Raw genomic sequence first — 18640 nt, 5'->3', positions numbered from 1 at the left:
TTAATAAGACCATCGATTTCGTCCTTTATTTTTCGCCTGGTACAGCGCGCTGTCCGCCCGGGCGATCAGCGTCTCCATCGGAACCGTGCCGTCGGAGGCGACGACCCCCATACTGACGGTCACCACCGAGGCCACCGCCGAAGCCTCATGGGGGATCGCCGCCTCGCTAATTTTCTGCTGAATGCGCTCGGCAATGGAGGTGGCTCGCGCTAAGGAAACCCCGGGCAGCGCGATGACAAACTCTTCGCCGCCGTAGCGGGCGACCAGATCGCCCTCTGCCCGTACCGCCATTTTAAGCACCTGGGCGACAGTCGATAAGCAATCGTCGCCAGCCTGATGGCCATAGTGGTCGTTGTAACGCTTAAAGTAATCGACGTCGATCATCATCAGCGCCAACGGCGTTTTTTGCTGCCAAATCTCCGCCAGATAGGCATTCAGCGCCCGGCGATTCGCGGTCCCGGTTAATGCATCCTGGTTGGCAATGCTTTCCAGCCGCTGAATAAGCCGCATATTTTCCTGATGCGTATTCCAGGCCTCATCATACCAGCGCTTAAGAATACGCCTGCCATAGAGTAAAATCGCCGTAAAAATGCCCCACAGGATCAAAAAGCGGACCTCAGTGTGAGGGTGGATCTGTAGTCCCGCCAGCAGGGCGGTTCCCCATAGCGGAAGCAAAAAAGCGATAATGCCGGGCCAATGGTGATACAGCGCGGCGAGGCCGGTGGTCATTAATATCACCAGCAGCGGCCAGGCGAAGGGCAGTGTCCAGAAAAAGATGAAACAGTAATTACTCAGGGACCAGCACAGGCTGAGTGCCAGCTGCAGGCCGGTGATAATGCTCAACGTATAGCGCCCCTGCGCCAGGCGCGGCGTGACGGCAATAATGGCTAAAATTACCGAAATAATAATAACCGCGATCAGCGCGACTTCGACATAAGGAATAACCGCCTGGTGCGTTAACAGCTTCTTATCAAAATGAGTAAAGATAAAATTGCGGAAGAAAACCATTAACGCAAAAGCGATATTGACAAAGGCCAGCCAGGGCATACTCATGGATAGCGCATGGCGCTGGACATTATCTCTGGTGGCCCACAGCTCGGTTCGCAGCTGGCGGACGCCCTCTTGCTTATTTGTTAACATCTTATCTCCCTGGTGACCTGCATGACCATGGGCGCAGACCCTGCTTTGCTTTATGATAAACCATGTTTCCGGGAATGTCTGTCAACGCTGCCCCCCTTTCTGCCCCGGCGCCTTAAGCTGATTTTCTGCTAACGTCAGATGAAAAGGGTCTGGTCCTCTCCCTATGTGTATCCGGCAAAAAAAAGCAAGCATTATCAATGCGAAATACGTCATCTTTTCTTTAAAAAAGAGTTAACTAACCGTCATAAAATTGCAGTATTGCACTTGAAAAAAAAACGGTGTTAGTACAATCTGAAACCGCTCATTGGTGAGATAAAACAAGAGCATGATGATAGCAAGATAAACAATGGAGTCTAAAAATATGAAATATGCAGCTTTAGTGGCAGGTGCAGCATTGTTTTTAACGGCGAACGCCTTCTCTGCAGAAATTTTAACGAAAGAAGCCTTCGATAAGGTCCATACGCAATATACTAAAATCGGTACCATTTCTTCTACCGGTCAGACTGCACCCAGCGATGCCCGTGAAGAACTGATTAAAAAGGCCGATGAGAAAGGCGCAGACGTTATCGTGCTCTCTTCCGGTAATACCGATAAAAAACTGCACATCTCCGCTAACATCTATAAGAAGAAGTAATTAATCTTATATTTCAAGAAACATTATCATATTGCCCGGGTAATGTTTCTTGTTTGCCCAAAAAGTCTGTTTATTTTTAAACGGCCCCCAGATTTTCCTGCCTTAATATCATACAGCGATCTCCCCTGTCGATGTCCTGCCCTAAGGCCGTAGTCACATCAAGGTCTTAGCTCTTTGCGTCAAGTACAATCCGCACGCTATACGCTATGCTTTAACGGAAACTGAAAACGTAGTTCGCTTATAAGGAAATCATCATGCGCTACAAACTTCTTGCAGCACTTCTCCCTTGCGCGCTGGCGCTCAGCGCCTGTACGACCGTCACCCCGGCCTATAAAGATAATGGCACCCGCAGCGGCCCCTGTGTCGAAGGCGGCCCTGACGACGTAGCGCAAAAATTCTACGACACCCAGCTCCAGAACCGTACGCAGGATCCGGCGGCGCTGCGCCCCTATCTCAGCGACGGCCTGGCGAAGTTACTCAATGACGCCCGTCAGGATCCGGCCAACAGCAAACTGCTGCAGGCTAACCTGTTCTCCAGCAGCAGCACCCCGGCGGACAGCGCCGTCGTCGCCAGCGCCTCAACCATCCCTAATCGCGATGCGCGCAACATTCCGCTGCGCGTGGAGCTGAAGCAGGGAACCCAGAGCTGGAAAGACGAAGTGCTGATGATCCAGGAAGGACAGTGCTGGGCCGTCGATGACGTTCGCTATCTCGGCAACAACAGCCACGCGCCGGCCGGGACGTTGCGACAGAGTCTGGAGAAACGTTAGTTCCGGAGTTGAAGCGACGTCGCTGAAACGATAACCCCGGTAAAATGTCGGTATTCGCCCCGAGAATGCCGACATTTACTCCCCCCTCACCCACCAGGCAATATTTTGTGCTAACTTTAAAGCTAAACGTGGTTTAGATTTAACTTTTAACGCATAAATATTGCATAACTATTCTGCCAAAGGTAGTATTTGCGGCCTCAATAGCTATTCGTATCAGACTGCCCAGATGAGTATTAAACTAAACGGCATTAATTGCTTCTACGGCGCGCACCAGGCGCTGTTCGACATCACGCTGGATTGCCCGCAGGGGGAAACGCTGGTGCTGCTCGGCCCCAGCGGTGCCGGGAAGAGCTCGCTGCTGCGCGTACTCAACCTGCTGGAGATGCCGCGTTCCGGTTCATTAACCATCGCCGGTAACCATTTCGACTTCACCAGAGCGCCGTCCGATAAAGCGATTCGCGAACTGCGGCAGAACGTCGGCATGGTCTTTCAGCAGTACAACCTGTGGCCGCACCTGACGGTACAGCAGAACCTGATCGAGGCCCCCTGTCGCGTACTGGGGTTAAGCAAGGATCAGGCGCTGGCTCGCGCAGAGAAGCTGCTGGAGCGCCTGCGTCTGAAGCCCTACAGCGATCGTTACCCGCTGCATTTATCCGGCGGTCAGCAGCAGCGTGTGGCGATCGCCCGCGCGCTGATGATGGAGCCGCAGGTTCTGCTGTTCGATGAGCCTACCGCGGCGCTCGACCCGGAAATCACCGCCCAGATCGTTAGCATTATCCGCGAGCTGGCTGAAACCGGCATCACCCAGGTTATCGTCACCCATGAAGTTGAAGTGGCGCGCAAGACGGCCAGCCGGGTGGTGTATATGGAAAATGGCCATATCGTCGAGCAAGGGGATGCCTCCTGCTTCACGCATCCGCAAACTGACGCGTTTAAAAACTATCTTTCACATTGATGTTTTTCGGGGAAATGACGATGAAAAAAGTACTGATTGCCGCCCTGCTCGCAGGCATGAGCCTCTCCGCTTCCGCCGCGCAAACCATTCGTTTCGCCACCGAAGCCTCCTACCCTCCGTTTGAGCTGGTGGATGCCAACAACCAGATCGTCGGTTTCGATGTGGATCTGGCTAACGCGCTGTGTAAAGAGATCGACGCCACCTGTACCTTTACCAACCAGGCCTTTGACAGCCTGATCCCGGGCCTGAAATTCCGCCGTTTCGACGCGGTCATGGCCGGGATGGACATCACGCCTGAGCGTGAAAAGCAGGTCCTGTTCTCCACCCCGTATTATGACAACTCGGCGCTGTTCGTCGGTCAGCAGGGCAAGTTCACCAGCATTGACCAGCTGAAGGGCAAAAAAGTGGGCGTACAGAACGGCACCACCCACCAGAAATTTATCACGGATAAACATCCGGAAATCACCACCGTGCCTTACGACAGCTACCAGAATGCGAAGCTGGATCTGCAGAACGGTCGTATTGACGCGGTCTTCGGTGATACCGCCGTGGTCACCGAATGGCTGAAGAGCAATCCGAAGCTGGCGGCCGTGGGCGATAAAGTGACCGACAAAGCCTATTTCGGCACCGGGCTGGGCATTGCCGTGCGTCAGGGCAACACCGACCTGCAGCAGAAATTTAACGCTGCGCTGGAAAAAGTGAAGAAAGACGGCACTTACCAGACCATCTATAACAAATGGTTCCAGAAGTAAGACTGAATGAACGAAATTTTTCCATTAGCAAGCGCCGCCGGGATGACCGTCGGCCTTGCCGTTTGCGCGCTCGCCATCGGCCTCGTCCTGGCGATGCTCTTCGCGGTACTGGAGTCAGTGAAATGGCGCCCGGTAGCCTGGCTTGCAACCGGCATTGTGACCATTCTGCGCGGCCTACCGGAAATTCTGGTGGTGCTGTTTATCTATTTCGGCTCGTCCCAGCTGCTGCTGACGCTCTCTGACGGTTTCACCATCCCGCTCGGGTTCACGCAGATCCCGGTGCAGATGCAGATTGAGAACTTTGACGTCAGTCCGTTCCTCTGCGGGGCGATCGCCCTGTCGCTGCTGTATGCCGCCTACGCCTCGCAAACGCTGCGCGGCGCGCTGAAAGCCGTTCCGCAGGGTCAGTGGGAGTCCGGCCAGGCGCTGGGGCTGTCGAAAGCGGCCATTTTCTTCCGCCTGGTGATGCCGCAGATGTGGCGCCATGCCCTGCCCGGTCTCGGCAACCAGTGGCTGGTGCTGCTGAAGGACACCGCGCTGGTGAGCCTGATCAGCGTCAACGATCTGATGCTGCAGACCAAAAGCATCGCCACCCGCACTCAGGAGCCCTTTAACTGGTATATCATTGCCGCAGCAATCTATCTCGTCATCACCCTGTTGAGTCAATACATCCTTAAGCGGATTGACCAGCGTGCGACGCGCTTCGAACGGAGACCAGGCTGATGCTCGACTACTTACCCGAACTGCTGAAAGGCCTGCATACCAGCCTGACGCTGACCGTGGCGTCGATTATCGTGGCGCTGATCCTGTCGCTGATCTTTACCATTATCCTGACGCTGAAGACGCCGGGGCTGGTGTGGATAGTGCGCGGCTACATCACTCTGTTTACCGGTACGCCGCTGCTGGTGCAGATCTTCCTGATCTACTATGGCCCCGGGCAGTTTCCTTCGCTGCAGGAATATCCATGGCTGTGGCATCTTATCTCCGAGCCGTGGCTGTGCGCCCTGATCGCCCTGTCGCTTAACAGCGCCGCCTATACCACCCAGCTGTTTTACGGCGCCATCCGGGCGATCCCCGACGGGCAATGGCAGTCGTGCAGCGCGCTGGGGATGAGTAAAAAGGATACCCTGGCGATCCTGCTGCCGTACGCCTTTAAACGCGCGCTGTCGTCCTACTCCAACGAAGTGGTGCTGGTGTTCAAAAGTACCTCTCTGGCCTACACCATCACCCTGATGGAAGTGATGGGTCACGGCCAGCTGCTGTACGGACGGACCTACGACGTGATGGTGTTCGGCGCCGCCGGGATTATTTATCTCATCGTCAACGGGTTGCTGACCCTGTTGATGCGCCTGGTGGAGCGCAAAGCGCTAGCTTTCGAACGGCGTAACTAGCGCCTGGCGTATTTGCATAATAAGCGAACAACAAGACGGACAAGTCTAATACCTGTCCGTCTTTTTTTATATCAAATAAAATAGTTAATCATTTTTATTGAATACAAATTCATTTAATGGCATTGTCACCCTATGCCGCAGACACGGCGAATAATCATAAGATTGACAGACGGGAGTTCCACGATGAAAAAGTTAGTTCTGGCTGCACTGCTCACCACGTTCACCTTCGGCGCCGCCGCCGCGGAGAAAATCAGCTTCGGCGTGTCCGCGACCTATCCGCCGTTTGAATCGATGGACGCGAATAACCAGATTGTCGGCTTTGATATCGATCTGGCCCATGCGCTGTGCAAACAAATGCAGGCAGAATGCACCTTTACCAACCACGCGTTTGACAGCCTGATCCCGGCGCTGAAGTTTAAGAAGTATGACGCGGTGATTTCCGGAATGGATATTACGCCGGAACGCAGCAAGCAGGTGGCCTTCACCGACCCGTACTACGCCAACTCCGCGCTGGTGATCGCCAAAAAAGACGCGTTCCACTCGTTCGATGATTTGAAAGGCAAACGGATCGGCATGGAAAACGGCACCACCCACCAGAAATATCTGCAGGATAAACATCCTGAGGTGAAGACCGTCGCCTATGACAGCTACCAGAACGCGATTATCGACCTGAAAAATGGCCGTATCGACGGCGTGTTCGGCGACACGGCGGTAGTCAACGAATGGCTGAAAACCAACCCGCAGCTGGGGGCAGCCACGCCGAAAGTAACCGATCCGCAATACTTTGGCACCGGCCTTGGGATTGCCGTGCGCCCGGATAACAAGGCGCTGCTGGAGAAACTGAACGCCGCGCTGAAGGCGATTAAAGCCGACGGTACCTACCAGAAAATCAGCAACCAGTGGTTCCCGGAGTAACTTTTTTGCCGGGGGGGCGCTGCGCTTACCCGGCCTGCTCCGTCCCCGTAGCCGCCACCCGGCAATTTCTCAAAGTGGCACGAAGAACCTGAACCGCGCCCCGCTTACCGATTCCACCAGCCGGATCCCGCCCCCGTGCAGCTCCAGCATCCGTTTCACAATCAGCAGCCCTAACCCACCGCGATCCTCCCGCGACGCCTGGGTAGACAACGCCGACGGCCGCTGGAACAGATCATCGCGCAGCGCGGCATCGACGCCCGTTCCGTTGTCTGCCACTTCAACCTGGAGCTGTTGATTCTCCTGCCAGACCGCCAGACGGATCTCCCCGCCGACGGGAGTATGCCGCATCGCGTTATCGAGCAGGTTGGTCACCACCCTCTCAATCATCGACACATCGGCGTTGATCAGCGGCAACGGCCCCGGCACATCAATTTGCAGGTTCACCTCGCGCGTGCGGGCGGTGAGTTCAAACTTCTGCGCCACGTCGGAAATCAGCTCCCCCATCGCGAAACGCTCGCGCTGCGGCTTAATGCCCCCGTGCTCCAGTCGCGCCAGCTCAAACAGCTGCTGTGAAAGATGGCGCACCTTGTTGCCCTGGCGCAGGGCGATGGTGAGATACTGCCTGCGCTCCTCGGCGGTCAGCCTTTCGTCCTTCAGGGTCAGCGTTTCCAGATACCCCAGCAGCGAAGTTAGCGGTGTGCGCAAATCGTGGGAAATATTGGCCACAAATTCGCGGCGCTGGCGGTCGCTGTCGGCCAGCCGATCCCACTGACCGGCTATCTGCCGGGCAAGGTCAATAAAGCGGTTCTCAAGAACCGCTACCTCGTTACCGGGCTGTGGCTCCGGTGTGCGGGCCGCCAGGGTTTTGATGGCGCTGATGCTGTCCCGATCGTTCGCCGCCACCTGGGCGGTGAGCTGGCGGACAGGCCGGGTAACCCAGAACCATGCCAGGCCTCCCGCCAGCAGACCAAACAGGGCCACCAGCAGCAGGGTCCACAGAACAATGCTCCACAGCGTTTTTTGCCAGGCGTCAGCCGCCAGCTGATTAAAGGTCTCCCCCTGCAAAATGATATACAGGTAGCCGCGCAGCTGGCCGTCGACGCGCAGCGGGGCGGCGCTGAAGACTTTTCGCCCGTCGAGGCTGCGGGGATCGTCGCCATACACCGGCGACGTACTGCCGGTGAGAAAAACCTGTACCGGCGCCATGTCGATCCGCTGGCGCTGGATATGGCCCGGCGGCGCCGCATCGGCCAGCAGGTCGCCATCAGGCGACAGCAGATAGAGCTCCACGCTGGGATTAAAGGTCATCAGGCGGTCAAACAGCGACTTCAGGGTTTGCCGGTTGACCTCGCCGTGGGCGTCCAGCAGCGGTTCGCGGGCCACAATTTGCTGAGCCAGCCCGGCGGAGAGGCGCTGCACCATGGCGTTGCCATACTGCGCGCTGCTGTGTAACTGAACGGCGCACACCGCCGCCGCGCACAGCATCAGCAGGGAGACCACCACCAGCGCCAGCCGCTGGCTGAGGCTCAGGCGGCGGATCACGGGGCGGCCTCCTGGGTCACCGGGGCGAACTTATAGCCTTTTCCCCAGACGGTCAGAATGATGTCCGGCTCGGCCGGGTCACGTTCGATTTTACTGCGCAGGCGGTTGATATGGGTATTGACCGTGTGCTCATAGCCCTCATGCTGATATCCCCAGACCTGCTCCAGCAGCGCCAGCCGGGAAAACACCTCCCCGGGATGGCGGGCAAAGTAATACAGCAGCTCGAATTCGCGCGGCGTGAGGTCCACCATCTCGCCGCGCAGCCTCACTTCGCGGGACAGCGGATCGATGCTCAGACCATGGCAGGACAGGCGCCCGGCGTCCATCAGCAGGTTCTGCCCCATCGCCTCCTGGCGACGAAACAGCGCTTTAACGCGGGCGATAAGCTCCAGTAACGAAAAGGGTTTCGCCAGATAGTCGTCGGCGCCCATCTCCAGGCCCAGCACACGGTGCATTTCGCTGGTGCGAGCGCTGATGATGATCACCGGCAGATAGCGGGTCATCTGGCGGATGCGCCGGCAGATCTCCAGGCCGTCGACACCGGGCAGCATCAAATCGAGGATCACCGCATCCCAGACCCGCGTTTCCAGTCGGGCGAGGGCCTGGCCGCCATCAGCCTCATGCACAATCTGATAGCCCTCATCCTGCAGATTGAGCCGCAGCAGCGTGGCTATATCCTCATCATCTTCCACCAGCAGAATGGTTTTGGCCATTAGATTCCCCCCACCAATAACAAAACATGCTGCGTCAAGCTTACCCGATTTCGGCGGCGCAAAGCCTTCACATTTTGTTTAAACTTCGCGGACCAGCAGGGTCAGCACTTCGTAGTGGGCGGTATGAGGGAACATATCAAACAGCTGGACCCGCTCGACGCGATAGCCGCTAAGACGGGCAATGTCGGTCGCCATGGTGCGGGCGTTACAGCTGGAATAGATAATGTAGGGCGGCGCCATGCGGCTTAAATAGTCGCACAGTTCAGGGCCAATGCCGCGTCGCGGCGGGTTGACCAGCACCAGCTGCGGGATATCCGCTTCATGCGTGGCGAACCGCGTGGAGTCCAGCGCCTGAAAATGCAGATTGCCGAGCCCCAGCTGCGCGGCAGACTGCCTGGCGCAGGCGATCGCTTCCGGGGCTATCTCTATCCCGGTCAGGCGCATCGCCGGCGTCGCGCAGTGCAGGCCAAAACCGCCGACGCCGCAAAACAGATCCCACATATGCTGGACCGGCAGCGCGCGCACCCAGTCGCGGGCGGTGGCGTACAGCCGGCTGGCTACCGTCGGGTTAGTCTGAAAGAAGCTTTGCGGACGGATCCACAGCGGCACCTCATTAAAGACCTCGCCCAGCGCCTGCTGTTCGGTGAAGAAGATCTCCTGCTCGCCTTCCATGATTGCCATATGCACCGGCTGGATATTCGCCGTGATCACCTTGAGCTGCGGGAGCTGTGCCTGCAGCCAGGGCAGCGCGGCGCGCAGCTGGGCCACCTTGGCCTCTGAGCGCAGCACGAAGCGCAGCATCATCTCCCCCTGCTGGCTGGCGGTCAGCAGCAGATATTTCAGCTCCCCGCGCTTGCGCGCGACGTTGTAGGGGGTTAACCCGGCGCGGGCGATAAAGGGCTTCAGGCCGGCAAACACCGGCGCAAACTCGGCGGGATAGAGCGGGCAGTCGGTGAGGTCCACCGGGGTGCCATCGCGGTGCAGCATCCCCAGCAGCGGACGCTCCACGCTGCCGCTGACCACCATTTTGGCCTTGTTACGGAAAGCCGCCTCCGGCCCGCTGACCGGCTCGCCCCAGTCGGCGACGGGGATTGCCGCCAGCAGCGTGCGCAGGTCGGCCATTTTATCGGCGAGCTGTTGCGGAACCGACCGTTCCAGCCATTGACAGGAACGGCAGCGGCCGGCGTCGTAGAGTGCGCAATGCATAATTGACCTTCAAAATTCCAGGGGCGGGGATTGTATCACCGTTATTGCAGGCGGAAAAACCGACGGCAGGTCGCTGGCACAAACAGCAGCGTCAGGACCAGCAGATCCGGCAGTTTTTGCATCACCAGCGAGTGGAAGATCTCCCGTTTGGATTCGCCGGGAATACTGAACAGCTCCGGATACCCGTAGCCCAGCGACGCCGCCCACAGGTAGCCGGCGGCTATCATCTGCGTCAGCAGATAAACCCAGCGCGCCCAGTTGCGCCCTTTCACCAGCGAGAAGGCGCACCAGATTTCGATAAACACCAGCGCCAGGCTGCCGAGGAAGACCAGCGTCAGGTTCCAGGTCTGGACGCTACGGTGTATGAATTCGTTCAGCCCCTGCAGGCCCAACAGATTGAGGATCATCAGCAGATCCAGACCGCGAATCAAAATAATCGCAAAGGCCGCCACCTGCACCAGCGCAGGGACGTTAAGGCGGGCATGCGATGAGCGAGTTTTCGTAAACAATCCCAACGTAATGTCTTCCATGAAAACGGCGCCACAGAGTGGCGCCGACCGGAGGCTGCTGTACCGATTTTAGGTGGTTCAGCCTTGTCTTGCACGCTGGATATCGCGCACTCGCTGCTTTTCTGCGCGGGCCATCAAATACCAGGCGATAAAACCAACAACGCCGACCACGCCGAGGATGAGCGTCGCCAGGGCGTTAATCTCCGGGTTGACCCCCATGCGCACGCTGGAGAAAACCAGCATCGGCAAGGTCGTGGCCCCGGGACCGGAGACAAAGCTGGCGATCACCAGGTCATCCAGCGACAGCGTGAAGGCCAGCAGCCAGCCGGAGATCACCGCTGGCATAATCATCGGCAGCGTGATGACGAAGAAGACCTTCAGCGGCGCGGCACCCAGATCCATCGCCGCCTCTTCGATCGAGTGGTCCAGCTCACGCAGGCGCGAGGAGATCACCACCGCCACGTAGGCGGTACAGAAGGTGACGTGCGCCAGCCAGATGGTCAGCATCCCGCGATCCGACGGCCAGCCGATGGCATGTCCCAGCGCCACGAACAGCAGCAGCAGCGAGAGCCCGGTGATCACGTCCGGCATGACCAGCGGCGCGGTGATCATAAACGCGAAGCCGTTGGAGCCGCGAAAACGTCCAAAGCGCACCATCACCACCGCGGCAATGGTGCCAAGGATCGCCGCCGCCGTCGCCGCGCAGGCGGCGATAGTCAGGCTGAGCCCCACCGCGCTCATCATCGCGTCATCGTGGAACAGCTCGCTATACCAGCGCGTTGACCACCCGGCCCAGACCGTCACCAGCTTTGAGCTATTGAAGGAGTAGATCACCAGCATCAGCATCGGGGCATAGAGGAAGGTGAACCCGAGCACGAGGATCAGAATGCGCCACGGCGAGCGTACTACCGGCAAGTCGTTCATCCCTGCTCTCCCATCTGTTTTTGCTGGTGCTTATGGAACCACATGATCGGCACGATCAGCAGCAGCAGCATGACAATCGCCACCGCCGAAGCCACCGGCCAGTCACGATTGTTAAAGAACTCCTGCCACAGCACGCGGCCAATCATGATGCTGTCCGGCCCGCCCAGCAGCTCCGGGATCACGAACTCCCCCACCGCCGGGATAAACACCAGCATGGAGCCAGCGATAATCCCCCCTTTGGTGAGCGGAACGATCACCTGAAAGAAGGTCTTCAGCGGCCGGGCGCCGAGATCCAGCGAGGCCTCCACCAGCGAATAGTCGATGCGGGTCAGCGCGGTGTAGATAGGCAGCACCATAAACGGCAGATAGGCATAGACGATACCGATATATACCGCCAGGTTGGTGTGCAGGATCTCCAGCGGCTGATCGATAACCCCTAGCCACAGCAGGAAGTTATTCAACACCCCGTTGCTTTTCAGCAGTCCCATCCAGGCATAGACGCGGATCAAAAACGACGTCCACGACGGGAGGATCACCAGCAACAGCAGAATATTGCGCGTCGACGGCTTGCTGTGCGCCACCGCCCAGGCCAGCGGATAGCCCAGCAGCAGGCAGCAGAGCGTCGAGATGCCCGCCACCTGCAGCGACTGCAGATAAGCCTCAAAATAGAGCGGATCGTCGGTCAGCTGCAGGAAGTTGGCAAAGTTAAGGGTCAGCGTCAGCTGACCATCCGCCCACTCCATCAGATCGGTGTAGGGAGGGATCGCCCGCGCCATCTCGGCAAGACTTATCTTGAACACGATCAGGAACGGCAGCATAAACAACAGGATCAGCCACAGATAGGGCAGCGCGATCACCAGCTTGCGGCCATGCGCCATCTGCAGGCGCGCCGCCCACAGCGCGAAGCCGCCCGGTTTTTTCGCCCCTGACGGGGATTCAACGGTACTCATCGCCCTCTCCTTACACCGTCAGTACAACGCAGCTGTCCGCATCCCAGCATAAACGCACCTCGTCACCCCAGGTGGGCGTCCCTTTCCGATGGCGGTGCTCATTCTGCAGCTGGGCGCTGATCATCTGCCCGCTTTGCAGGCGCACATGGTAGATGGAGAGATCCCCCAGATAGGCGATATGAATCACCTCGCCGACGGCAAAATTGTAGCCATCCGCCGGCGGCTCATCGCACAGCATGATCTTCTCCGGACGCAGCGCCACCCACACCGGCACGTTGTCCACCACCGAGGCGTCGGGGTCGACCTTCAGCGGATGCACCAGTCCCGGCGAGCGCAGCACCAGGCCATCTTCCAAACGCTCTTTCACCAGCCCTTCAAAGACGTTCACCGAGCCGATGAACTCGGCGCTGTAGCGGGTGGTCGGGTGCTCGTAAATCTCTTCCGGTTCGCCAATCTGCACAAACTTGCCGCGGTTCATGATGGCGATACGGCCCGCCATGGTCATGGCCTCTTCCTGATCGTGAGTCACCATCACGCAGGTCACGCCAACGCGCTCAAGAATATCCACCACCTCCAACTGCATGCGATCGCGCAGCTTTTTATCCAGCGCCCCCATCGGCTCGTCGAGCAGCAGCAGCTTTGGTCGTTTCGCCAGGCTGCGCGCCAACGCGACGCGCTGGCGCTGACCGCCAGAGAGCTGGTGCGGCTTACGTTTAGCGAACTCCTGCATGTGCACCAGAGCCAGCATCTCCTGCACCCGGGCGGTGATTTCCGCCTTAGGCAGACGATCCTGCTTCAGACCGAAAGCGATATTCTGCTCAACGGTCATATGGGGAAACAGGGCGTAGGACTGGAACATCATATTGATAGGCCGCTGATAGGGCGGTACGCGCGCCAGATCCACGCCGTCGAGCATAATCTGTCCGGCGGTCGGTTGCTCAAAGCCCGCCAGCATGCGCAGCAGGGTCGATTTCCCGCAGCCTGATGCGCCCAGCAGAGCAAAAATTTCGCCTTTATAAATAGTGAGACTGACATCGTCGACAGCGTGCTGGCCATCAAACGACTTGGTTAAGTTACGGATTTCCAGCAGCGGGGTCAGCGCTTTGGGGGCTTTCGCCTGTGGGCGGGGCATTACGTCGTTCAATCGGGTGCTCTCCGGCAAAAAAACGATCACCATATGGTCCGGTGCCATACTTCATGCTTAACAGTGCAGGTGCACCATCCTGGTGCTTCTGCTCGCCGGGCGCGCTGCCATTTCCCGGCGAGTGCCGTTCTGATACGGCCCGCTTACCGGGCCGTCAGAGTTTATTTACCGCTCTTCACTTTGGTCCACGCGCGGGTGCGCACGCGGTCGATCTTCGGATCCTGCACCTTCAGCGTGAACAGTTTGGCGAACACATCCGCTGGCGGATAAATCGCCGGGTTGTTACGGATAGTCTCGCTGACCAGCGGCGTAGAGGCCTTGTTGCCGTTGGCGTAGAACACCTGGTCGCTGATTTTGGCGATCACATCCGGGCGCATCAGATAGTTAAGGAACTGATAGGCCTCATCTTTATTCTTAGCGTCGGCCGGCATCGCAAAGACGTCAAAGAACGCCAGGGCGCCTTCCTTCGGAATAAAGTAGGAGACGTTGACGCCGTTCTTCGCCTCTTTCGCGCGGTTCGCCGCCTGCCAGACGTCCCCTGCCCAGCCGATCGCCACGCAGATGTCGCCATTGGCGAGGTCGTTAATATATTGCGAAGAGTGGAAGTAGCGAATGTTCGGCCGCAGCTTCAGCAGCAGATCGGTGGCCGGACCGGTGTAATCATTCGCTTTGCTGCTGTTCGGATCCTTGCCAAGGTAGTTCAGCACGGTGGCGAAAATCTCTTCCGGCGCGTCGAGGAAGGAGACGCCGCAGCTTTTCAGTTTTTCAAGGTTCTCCGGCTTCAGCACCAGATCCCAGCTGTCCACCGGCGCATCTTTGCCGAGGACGGCTTTCACTTTATCAACGTTGTAGCCAATGCCCGTCGTCGCCCACAGGTAAGGCATGGCGTATTTATTCTCCGGGTCATGCTTGGCGACCAGCTTCAGCACTTCGGGGTCGAGATTCTTCCAGTTAGGCAGCTTGCTCTTATCCAGCGGCTGGAACACGCCCGCCGCCAGCTGGCGCTCAAGGAAGCTGGCCGATGGCACCACCAGATCGAAACCAGTGCTGCCGGCCATTAATTTACCTTCCAGCACTTCATTGGAATCAAAAACGTCATACACGACTTTAATCCCGGTCTCTTTTTCGAAATTGGCCACGGTGTCCGGCGCAATATAATCAGACCAGTTATAGACATGCAGGGTTTTTTGTTCGGCGGCGAGCGAACCGGCAGAGACGGCCATCAGCGCACCCGTAACCAGACCTGTTAACCATTTTTTACCAAAGGCGGTCATATCTCTTTTCCTTCTCAACGCCCGTTAACTTACGGGCTCAAATATACGCATTTCTACGCATGCAAAAATCATGCATATTTTTTCATTGCCTGAGAAAAGGAGAGCGGATCTCTCCCGGAGTGGTTGCTCGCAACTGGAAGCATCGCCAGAATAACTGTAGCCAGAATAAGAGGCTATAGCCCAGGTAAAAAAACGCCTTTTATCAAATTTTTATGCAATAACGGTCTACGTGATAAGCCAAAACGGCCTGAATGGCGGTGAATAATGCTTTAAAGAAAGGTTAAATGCAGAATAAAAGCGGGTAATACGCAGCCGCTGCGGTAGTGGCTGCGCTAATTTTAGGCAGGTTTAGTGAAGAAAATGGTATTGCACGTTTTCTGCGGCCGGCTCTTCTTCTTCGCCTTTGTACAGCAGCTGATTGGCGCCGGCTTCGAGGATTACCATCGAGATCTGCTCCTCGCTTTGGCGGAAGAACCAGGCGAACTGCTCCATCGTCACCCCGGGGCCGATAGACAGCGACTGGCAGACCACCAGCTTGGGCAAATTATCGTCCTGAATGTCGATAAACGCCTTCACGGTTAACGAACTGGCGTTGATGGCCGAGAGATCCGCCGACAGCGCCAGCAAAGCAGACGGCTTCACCTCCGCCAGGGCGGAAAAGAGCACCACGTTATCCACCAGGTCAATTTTGGCATCAAAAATACCGTCGAAATTCTGCATATGCGGCAGGTGCAATGCCTGACAGGAATCGCACTCAAAAAAGCTGATGCCGATCTCATCCAGCCAGCGACGTAGCGTATCCAGACCTGGAACGACCAGTGAATCCATAGTGCCTGTGACCTCTTACAGTGGAAAAACGACGCCATAGCTTACGCAAAAAAAGCGCCGCATACCATGACAGTCTTGCATCCGGCGGTTAGCCGCCTATTTTCAAACAGAATTCCGGTGTCGCCTGGCGCTCGATCCAGGCGATCATCCTGCTGGCGATGTCCACGCCGGAGGTGGTTTCCACGCCTTCCAGTCCGGGCGAGGCATTCACCTCCATCACCAGCGGCCCGCGGGTGGCGCGTAAAATATCGACACCGGCGACGTCCAGGCCCAGGGTTTGCGTCGCCTTGATGGCAATGGCGCGCTCCTCATCGCTAATCTGCGCCACCGTAGCCATGCCGCCACGGTGCAGGTTAGAGCGAAAATCGCCCTCTTTCGCCCGCCGTTCGATCGCCGCCACCACCTCATTGCCGACCACCAGGCAGCGAATATCGCAGCCTTTCGCCTCGGCAATGTATTCCTGCACCAGGATGTGGGCGTTCAGCCCGCGAAAGGCGTCGATCACGCTCTCCGCCGCCTGGCGGGTCTCCGCCAGCACCACGCCGATCCCCTGGGTGCCCTCCACCAGCTTCACCACCAGCGGCGCGCCGCCGACCATGGCGATCAGATCGCTGGTGTCATCGGGGGAGTGAGCGATGCCGGTCAGCGGCAGATCGATGCCCTGGCGCGCCAGCAGCTGCAGCGAGCGCAGCTTATCGCGAGCGCGGGTGATGGCGACCGATTCGTTCAGCGGATAGCTTCCCAGGAGCTCAAACTGACGCAGGGCCGCGGTGCCATAGTAGGTAATCGCCGAGCCAATGCGCGGGATCACCGCATCAAAGTGCGGCAGCTGGCGCCCTTTATAGTGGATCGAAGAGGCCACCGGGCTGACGTTCATATAACAGGAAAGCGGATCGAGGATCTCGACCTGATGCCCGCGCTGTTGCGCCGCTTCGCGCAGGCGTCGACATGAATAAAGCGTTCCATCCCGGGATAATATGGCAATTTTCATCCTGCACCTCTGCAAAAAGACCCGCACTGGCGGGCCTCAGCTATCGAACACACTTCCACCTTTCCTGCCGCCAGCGTCGGATACCGCCTGGCCGGAGCAGCAGTGTACACGTAATCAGCGCGTTGCCCACCCCTGCTTATGCAGATAGTCGAGAATAAACGGACGACTCTCTTTCACGATAGTGCGACGGATATGATCGCTCCAGGTATCGCGGCGGGCGTTGCTGCCGCGCGACAGATAATAGTGCGCCAGCTGTTCGTCATACTCCGCCAGCAGCGCGTTATCCAGCGGCTGATAGCGGTTCTCATGCACCAGCATGGCGGCCGGCATCCGCGGCTTGATGTCCGGGTTATCCGCCGGCCAGCCAAGGCAAAGACCGAACAGCGGCAGGACGTGCTGCGGCAGCTCCAGCAGCTCGGTCACCGCCTCGATGCTGTTGCGCAACCCGCCGATATAGACGCCACCCAGCCCGAGGGACTCGGCGGCGGTCAGCGCGTTTTGCGCCAGCAGCGCCGTATCGACAACGCCGATCAGCAGCTGTTCCGCCAGCCCCAGCTCCGCCTGCGGGCAGATCTGCAGGTGGCGGTTAAAGTCGGCGCAGAAGACCCAAAACTCCGCCGCCTGGGCGACGTGCTGCTGGCCGCCGGTCAGCGGGACCAGACGTTCACGCAGGGCCGGGTCGGTAATACGGATGATGGAGGTGCACTGTAAAAAACTCGAGGTAGATGCCGCTTGCGCGCTGGCGATAATCGCCGCGCGCTGTTCGTCGCTCACGGGCGCATCGGTGAAGTGGCGGATAGAACGGTGGCTGCGCAGCAGCTCAATGGTCGGCGTCATTTCGTTTTTCTCTGTCAGACAAGGATTCAGGCTCAGGAGAGTGGGTTAACTGCGGGGCCACGATCTGCGCCATCCGCCACATCACGACGATGGCGGCGGGGATCATCAGCACGATCCCGGCAAAGAGCATCACCAGCGCCGCGGTCGGGCTGGCAATGGGCGCAGGCAGCTGGACATACTGGTTAAGCGAGAGCCAGGCGAGGGTTAACAGCCCCATCCCGAGGATCTCAACCAGCAGTATGCTTTTTGGCAACGGGGCAAATTTTCGCATCACGCCTCTCTGGTTGATAAACGCGGCGCGCCAGCCAATGCTACCGCGCCGCCGGGTCAGTATACGGGTTTTGATAGTACGACATTTATCAAACATAGCCGTAAACCATCGAAGCAAAAGGCAGAACCTTCTTTCCCTCACCGGCCAATGCAGGCATCATAAGCGCCATTCGCCATCCGGCTGAGGTTTAAGGAGAGAAGCAATGTTTACCGTTATTTTTGGTCGTCCAGGCTGCCCTTACTGCGTTCGCGCCAAAGAGCTGGCAGAAAAACTGACCAACGAGCGTGATGACTTTAACTACCGTTACGTGGATATTCACGCCGAAGGCATCAGCAAAGCTGATCTGGAAAAAACCGTCGGCAAACCGGTTGAAACCGTACCGCAGATTTTCGTCGACCAGAAACACATCGGCGGTTGCACCGATTTCGAAGCCTGGGCGAAAGAGAACCTTGGCCTGTTTGCCTGAGTAAATTTATTTACTCGATGAATGACTGCGCCAGGTATCAAGCCAGGCGCAGATAAACAAAAAGCACAACGCCCCGAGCGCACACCAGAACACCGCGCTCAGTACCCACGCCATCTCCTGCCAGAACGTCCGGTGCGTGACGAAAAACAGCCGCATCGTCACCATACAGACCGGCGCCGCCAGTATCGCGCCGAGCAAAGGACGCAGCACCCGCCGTCCGGGAGAGAGACAGCTCGCCGCCGCCCCTGGCAGCAAAAAGAAGAGCAGGCCCAGCTCCGGGTTGCCGCTGGCGCGAAAGGCCCCTTTCATATGTAACAACAACGATAAGCACACCACAATGAACAGAACGAAGCCACAGATAATGCCGGCCCAACTACGCTCAGATTTCACCGTATCCTCCTGATGTTGCCTCTAACTCACGTCCACGT

At 57.8% G+C, this 18640-nt stretch carries 22 protein-coding genes; 8 read left to right on the top strand and 14 right to left on the bottom strand.

What is annotated here, in order from left to right; translation table 11 throughout:
* Positions 1–1140 carry a GGDEF domain-containing protein gene (locus tag ABLV52_RS21880; RefSeq protein WP_023288993.1) on the bottom strand — a complete coding sequence of 380 codons (1140 nt, stop codon included), beginning with the start codon at positions 1138–1140 and terminating at the stop codon, positions 1–3.
* A gap of 361 nt (positions 1141–1501) precedes the next feature.
* On the opposite strand from ABLV52_RS21880, the gene yahO reads away from it, so the two are divergent.
* The 7 genes from yahO (at position 1502) to artJ (ending at position 6557) form a co-directional block, all read left to right on the top strand.
* Positions 1502–1774 (top strand): DUF1471 family periplasmic protein YahO, encoded by a 273-nt coding sequence (gene yahO / locus ABLV52_RS21875; protein ID WP_023288992.1) that lies wholly within the window; start codon positions 1502–1504, stop codon positions 1772–1774.
* 254 nt (positions 1775–2028) lie between these two features.
* Complete coding sequence (locus tag ABLV52_RS21870) at positions 2029–2544, top strand: lipoprotein (protein WP_023288991.1); 516 nt, start codon at positions 2029–2031, stop codon at positions 2542–2544.
* Positions 2545–2770: 226 nt separating this feature from the next.
* Positions 2771–3499, top strand: a complete 729-nt coding sequence (gene artP, locus ABLV52_RS21865) for an arginine ABC transporter ATP-binding protein ArtP (protein WP_032428704.1) — start codon at positions 2771–2773, stop codon at positions 3497–3499.
* A gap of 20 nt (positions 3500–3519) precedes the next feature.
* On the top strand, positions 3520–4251 hold the full coding sequence (artI, locus tag ABLV52_RS21860; RefSeq protein WP_002896390.1) for an arginine ABC transporter substrate-binding protein ArtI: 732 nt from the start codon (positions 3520–3522) through the stop codon (positions 4249–4251).
* Between the two features lie 6 nt (positions 4252–4257).
* Positions 4258–4974, top strand: coding sequence for an arginine ABC transporter permease ArtQ (gene artQ, locus ABLV52_RS21855; RefSeq protein ID WP_023288989.1), 717 nt, complete (start codon positions 4258–4260; stop codon positions 4972–4974).
* Positions 4974–5642: an arginine ABC transporter permease ArtM gene (gene artM / locus ABLV52_RS21850; protein WP_004201338.1), complete on the top strand. Its 669-nt coding sequence runs from the start codon at positions 4974–4976 to the stop codon at positions 5640–5642. The genes artQ and artM overlap by 1 nt, the downstream gene beginning before the upstream one ends.
* A 183-nt stretch (positions 5643–5825) precedes the next feature.
* Complete coding sequence (gene artJ, locus ABLV52_RS21845) at positions 5826–6557, top strand: arginine ABC transporter substrate-binding protein ArtJ (RefSeq protein WP_004201336.1); 732 nt, start codon at positions 5826–5828, stop codon at positions 6555–6557.
* A gap of 69 nt (positions 6558–6626) precedes the next feature.
* Here the strand turns inward: artJ and ABLV52_RS21840 are convergent, their stop codons facing one another.
* From ABLV52_RS21840 to ABLV52_RS21785, 12 genes are all read right to left on the bottom strand, one after another.
* Positions 6627–8099 carry an ATP-binding protein gene (locus tag ABLV52_RS21840; RefSeq protein WP_101977932.1) on the bottom strand — a complete coding sequence of 491 codons (1473 nt, stop codon included), beginning with the start codon at positions 8097–8099 and terminating at the stop codon, positions 6627–6629.
* Entirely contained in the window at positions 8096–8812 is a 717-nt protein-coding gene (locus tag ABLV52_RS21835; RefSeq protein ID WP_023288987.1) for a response regulator transcription factor, read from the bottom strand. Before ABLV52_RS21835 ends, ABLV52_RS21840 begins: the two co-directional genes overlap by 4 nt.
* 78 nt (positions 8813–8890) lie before the next feature.
* Complete coding sequence (rlmC, locus tag ABLV52_RS21830) at positions 8891–10018, bottom strand: 23S rRNA (uracil(747)-C(5))-methyltransferase RlmC (protein ID WP_032455246.1); 1128 nt, start codon at positions 10016–10018, stop codon at positions 8891–8893.
* A gap of 41 nt (positions 10019–10059) precedes the next feature.
* A complete protein-coding gene (locus ABLV52_RS21825; protein WP_023288985.1) occupies positions 10060–10548 on the bottom strand; it encodes a YbjO family protein in 489 nt (162 codons plus the stop codon).
* Positions 10549–10605: 57 nt separating this feature from the next.
* Complete coding sequence (gene potI, locus ABLV52_RS21820; protein WP_023288984.1) at positions 10606–11451, bottom strand: putrescine ABC transporter permease PotI; 846 nt, start codon at positions 11449–11451, stop codon at positions 10606–10608.
* Positions 11448–12401 (bottom strand): putrescine ABC transporter permease PotH, encoded by a 954-nt coding sequence (gene potH, locus ABLV52_RS21815; RefSeq protein ID WP_004201331.1) that lies wholly within the window; start codon positions 12399–12401, stop codon positions 11448–11450. Before potH ends, potI begins: the two co-directional genes overlap by 4 nt.
* A 10-nt stretch (positions 12402–12411) precedes the next feature.
* Positions 12412–13545 (bottom strand): putrescine ABC transporter ATP-binding subunit PotG, encoded by a 1134-nt coding sequence (gene potG, locus ABLV52_RS21810; RefSeq protein WP_044521950.1) that lies wholly within the window; start codon positions 13543–13545, stop codon positions 12412–12414.
* 161 nt (positions 13546–13706) lie between these two features.
* Complete coding sequence (gene potF / locus ABLV52_RS21805) at positions 13707–14819, bottom strand: spermidine/putrescine ABC transporter substrate-binding protein PotF (RefSeq protein ID WP_023288982.1); 1113 nt, start codon at positions 14817–14819, stop codon at positions 13707–13709.
* A gap of 348 nt (positions 14820–15167) precedes the next feature.
* Entirely contained in the window at positions 15168–15647 is a 480-nt protein-coding gene (locus ABLV52_RS21800) for a YbjN domain-containing protein (protein WP_002896365.1), read from the bottom strand.
* An 88-nt stretch (positions 15648–15735) separates the two neighbouring features.
* Positions 15736–16638, bottom strand: coding sequence for a 30S ribosomal protein S6--L-glutamate ligase (gene rimK / locus ABLV52_RS21795; protein ID WP_023288981.1), 903 nt, complete (start codon positions 16636–16638; stop codon positions 15736–15738).
* Between the two features lie 114 nt (positions 16639–16752).
* Positions 16753–17475 carry a nitroreductase NfsA gene (gene nfsA / locus ABLV52_RS21790; protein WP_032455244.1) on the bottom strand — a complete coding sequence of 241 codons (723 nt, stop codon included), beginning with the start codon at positions 17473–17475 and terminating at the stop codon, positions 16753–16755.
* Positions 17459–17746, bottom strand: coding sequence for a YbjC family protein (locus ABLV52_RS21785; protein ID WP_004201326.1), 288 nt, complete (start codon positions 17744–17746; stop codon positions 17459–17461). The genes nfsA and ABLV52_RS21785 overlap by 17 nt, the downstream gene beginning before the upstream one ends.
* Positions 17747–17948: 202 nt before the next feature.
* Here ABLV52_RS21785 and ABLV52_RS21780 point away from each other — a divergent pair, with 202 nt between their 5' ends.
* The gene (locus tag ABLV52_RS21780; RefSeq protein WP_002896352.1) at positions 17949–18212 is read left to right on the top strand and encodes a GrxA family glutaredoxin; all 264 of its coding nucleotides are present in this window, start codon (positions 17949–17951) and stop codon (positions 18210–18212) included.
* 6 nt (positions 18213–18218) lie between these two features.
* On the opposite strand, the gene ybjM is transcribed toward ABLV52_RS21780, so the two are convergent.
* Complete coding sequence (gene ybjM, locus ABLV52_RS21775; protein WP_002896351.1) at positions 18219–18602, bottom strand: inner membrane protein YbjM; 384 nt, start codon at positions 18600–18602, stop codon at positions 18219–18221.
* Positions 18603–18640: the final 38 nt, after the last annotated feature.

This window comes from Klebsiella sp. GB_Kp056, assembly GCF_040064755.1.
GTDB classification, from domain to species: domain Bacteria; phylum Pseudomonadota; class Gammaproteobacteria; order Enterobacterales; family Enterobacteriaceae; genus Klebsiella; species Klebsiella quasipneumoniae.
Note: the sequence above shows the minus strand (reverse complement) of the source record. Positions and strands in the feature narration are given on the sequence as shown.

Bases quoted from the DNA above. Each gene is read 5' to 3' on its own strand.
- ABLV52_RS21825 (WP_023288985.1), bottom strand. From the start codon at position 10,548: ATGGAAGACATTACGTTGGGATTGTTTACGAAAACTCGCTCATCGCAT.
- ABLV52_RS21785 (WP_004201326.1), bottom strand. From the start codon at position 17,746: ATGCGAAAATTTGCCCCGTTGCCAAAAAGCATACTGCTGGTTGAGATC.
- artQ (WP_023288989.1), top strand. From the start codon at position 4,258: ATGAACGAAATTTTTCCATTAGCAAGCGCCGCCGGGATGACCGTCGGC.
- artM (WP_004201338.1), top strand. From the start codon at position 4,974: ATGCTCGACTACTTACCCGAACTGCTGAAAGGCCTGCATACCAGCCTG.
- potH (WP_004201331.1), bottom strand. From the start codon at position 12,401: ATGAGTACCGTTGAATCCCCGTCAGGGGCGAAAAAACCGGGCGGCTTC.
- rimK (WP_023288981.1), bottom strand. From the start codon at position 16,638: ATGAAAATTGCCATATTATCCCGGGATGGAACGCTTTATTCATGTCGA.
- ABLV52_RS21780 (WP_002896352.1), top strand. From the start codon at position 17,949: ATGTTTACCGTTATTTTTGGTCGTCCAGGCTGCCCTTACTGCGTTCGC.
- nfsA (WP_032455244.1), bottom strand. From the start codon at position 17,475: ATGACGCCGACCATTGAGCTGCTGCGCAGCCACCGTTCTATCCGCCAC.
- potF (WP_023288982.1), bottom strand. From the start codon at position 14,819: ATGACCGCCTTTGGTAAAAAATGGTTAACAGGTCTGGTTACGGGTGCG.
- artJ (WP_004201336.1), top strand. From the start codon at position 5,826: ATGAAAAAGTTAGTTCTGGCTGCACTGCTCACCACGTTCACCTTCGGC.
- ABLV52_RS21835 (WP_023288987.1), bottom strand. From the start codon at position 8,812: ATGGCCAAAACCATTCTGCTGGTGGAAGATGATGAGGATATAGCCACG.
- artP (WP_032428704.1), top strand. From the start codon at position 2,771: ATGAGTATTAAACTAAACGGCATTAATTGCTTCTACGGCGCGCACCAG.
- ABLV52_RS21800 (WP_002896365.1), bottom strand. From the start codon at position 15,647: ATGGATTCACTGGTCGTTCCAGGTCTGGATACGCTACGTCGCTGGCTG.
- yahO (WP_023288992.1), top strand. From the start codon at position 1,502: ATGAAATATGCAGCTTTAGTGGCAGGTGCAGCATTGTTTTTAACGGCG.
- ABLV52_RS21870 (WP_023288991.1), top strand. From the start codon at position 2,029: ATGCGCTACAAACTTCTTGCAGCACTTCTCCCTTGCGCGCTGGCGCTC.
- artI (WP_002896390.1), top strand. From the start codon at position 3,520: ATGAAAAAAGTACTGATTGCCGCCCTGCTCGCAGGCATGAGCCTCTCC.
- potI (WP_023288984.1), bottom strand. From the start codon at position 11,451: ATGAACGACTTGCCGGTAGTACGCTCGCCGTGGCGCATTCTGATCCTC.
- rlmC (WP_032455246.1), bottom strand. From the start codon at position 10,018: ATGCATTGCGCACTCTACGACGCCGGCCGCTGCCGTTCCTGTCAATGG.
- ABLV52_RS21880 (WP_023288993.1), bottom strand. From the start codon at position 1,140: ATGTTAACAAATAAGCAAGAGGGCGTCCGCCAGCTGCGAACCGAGCTG.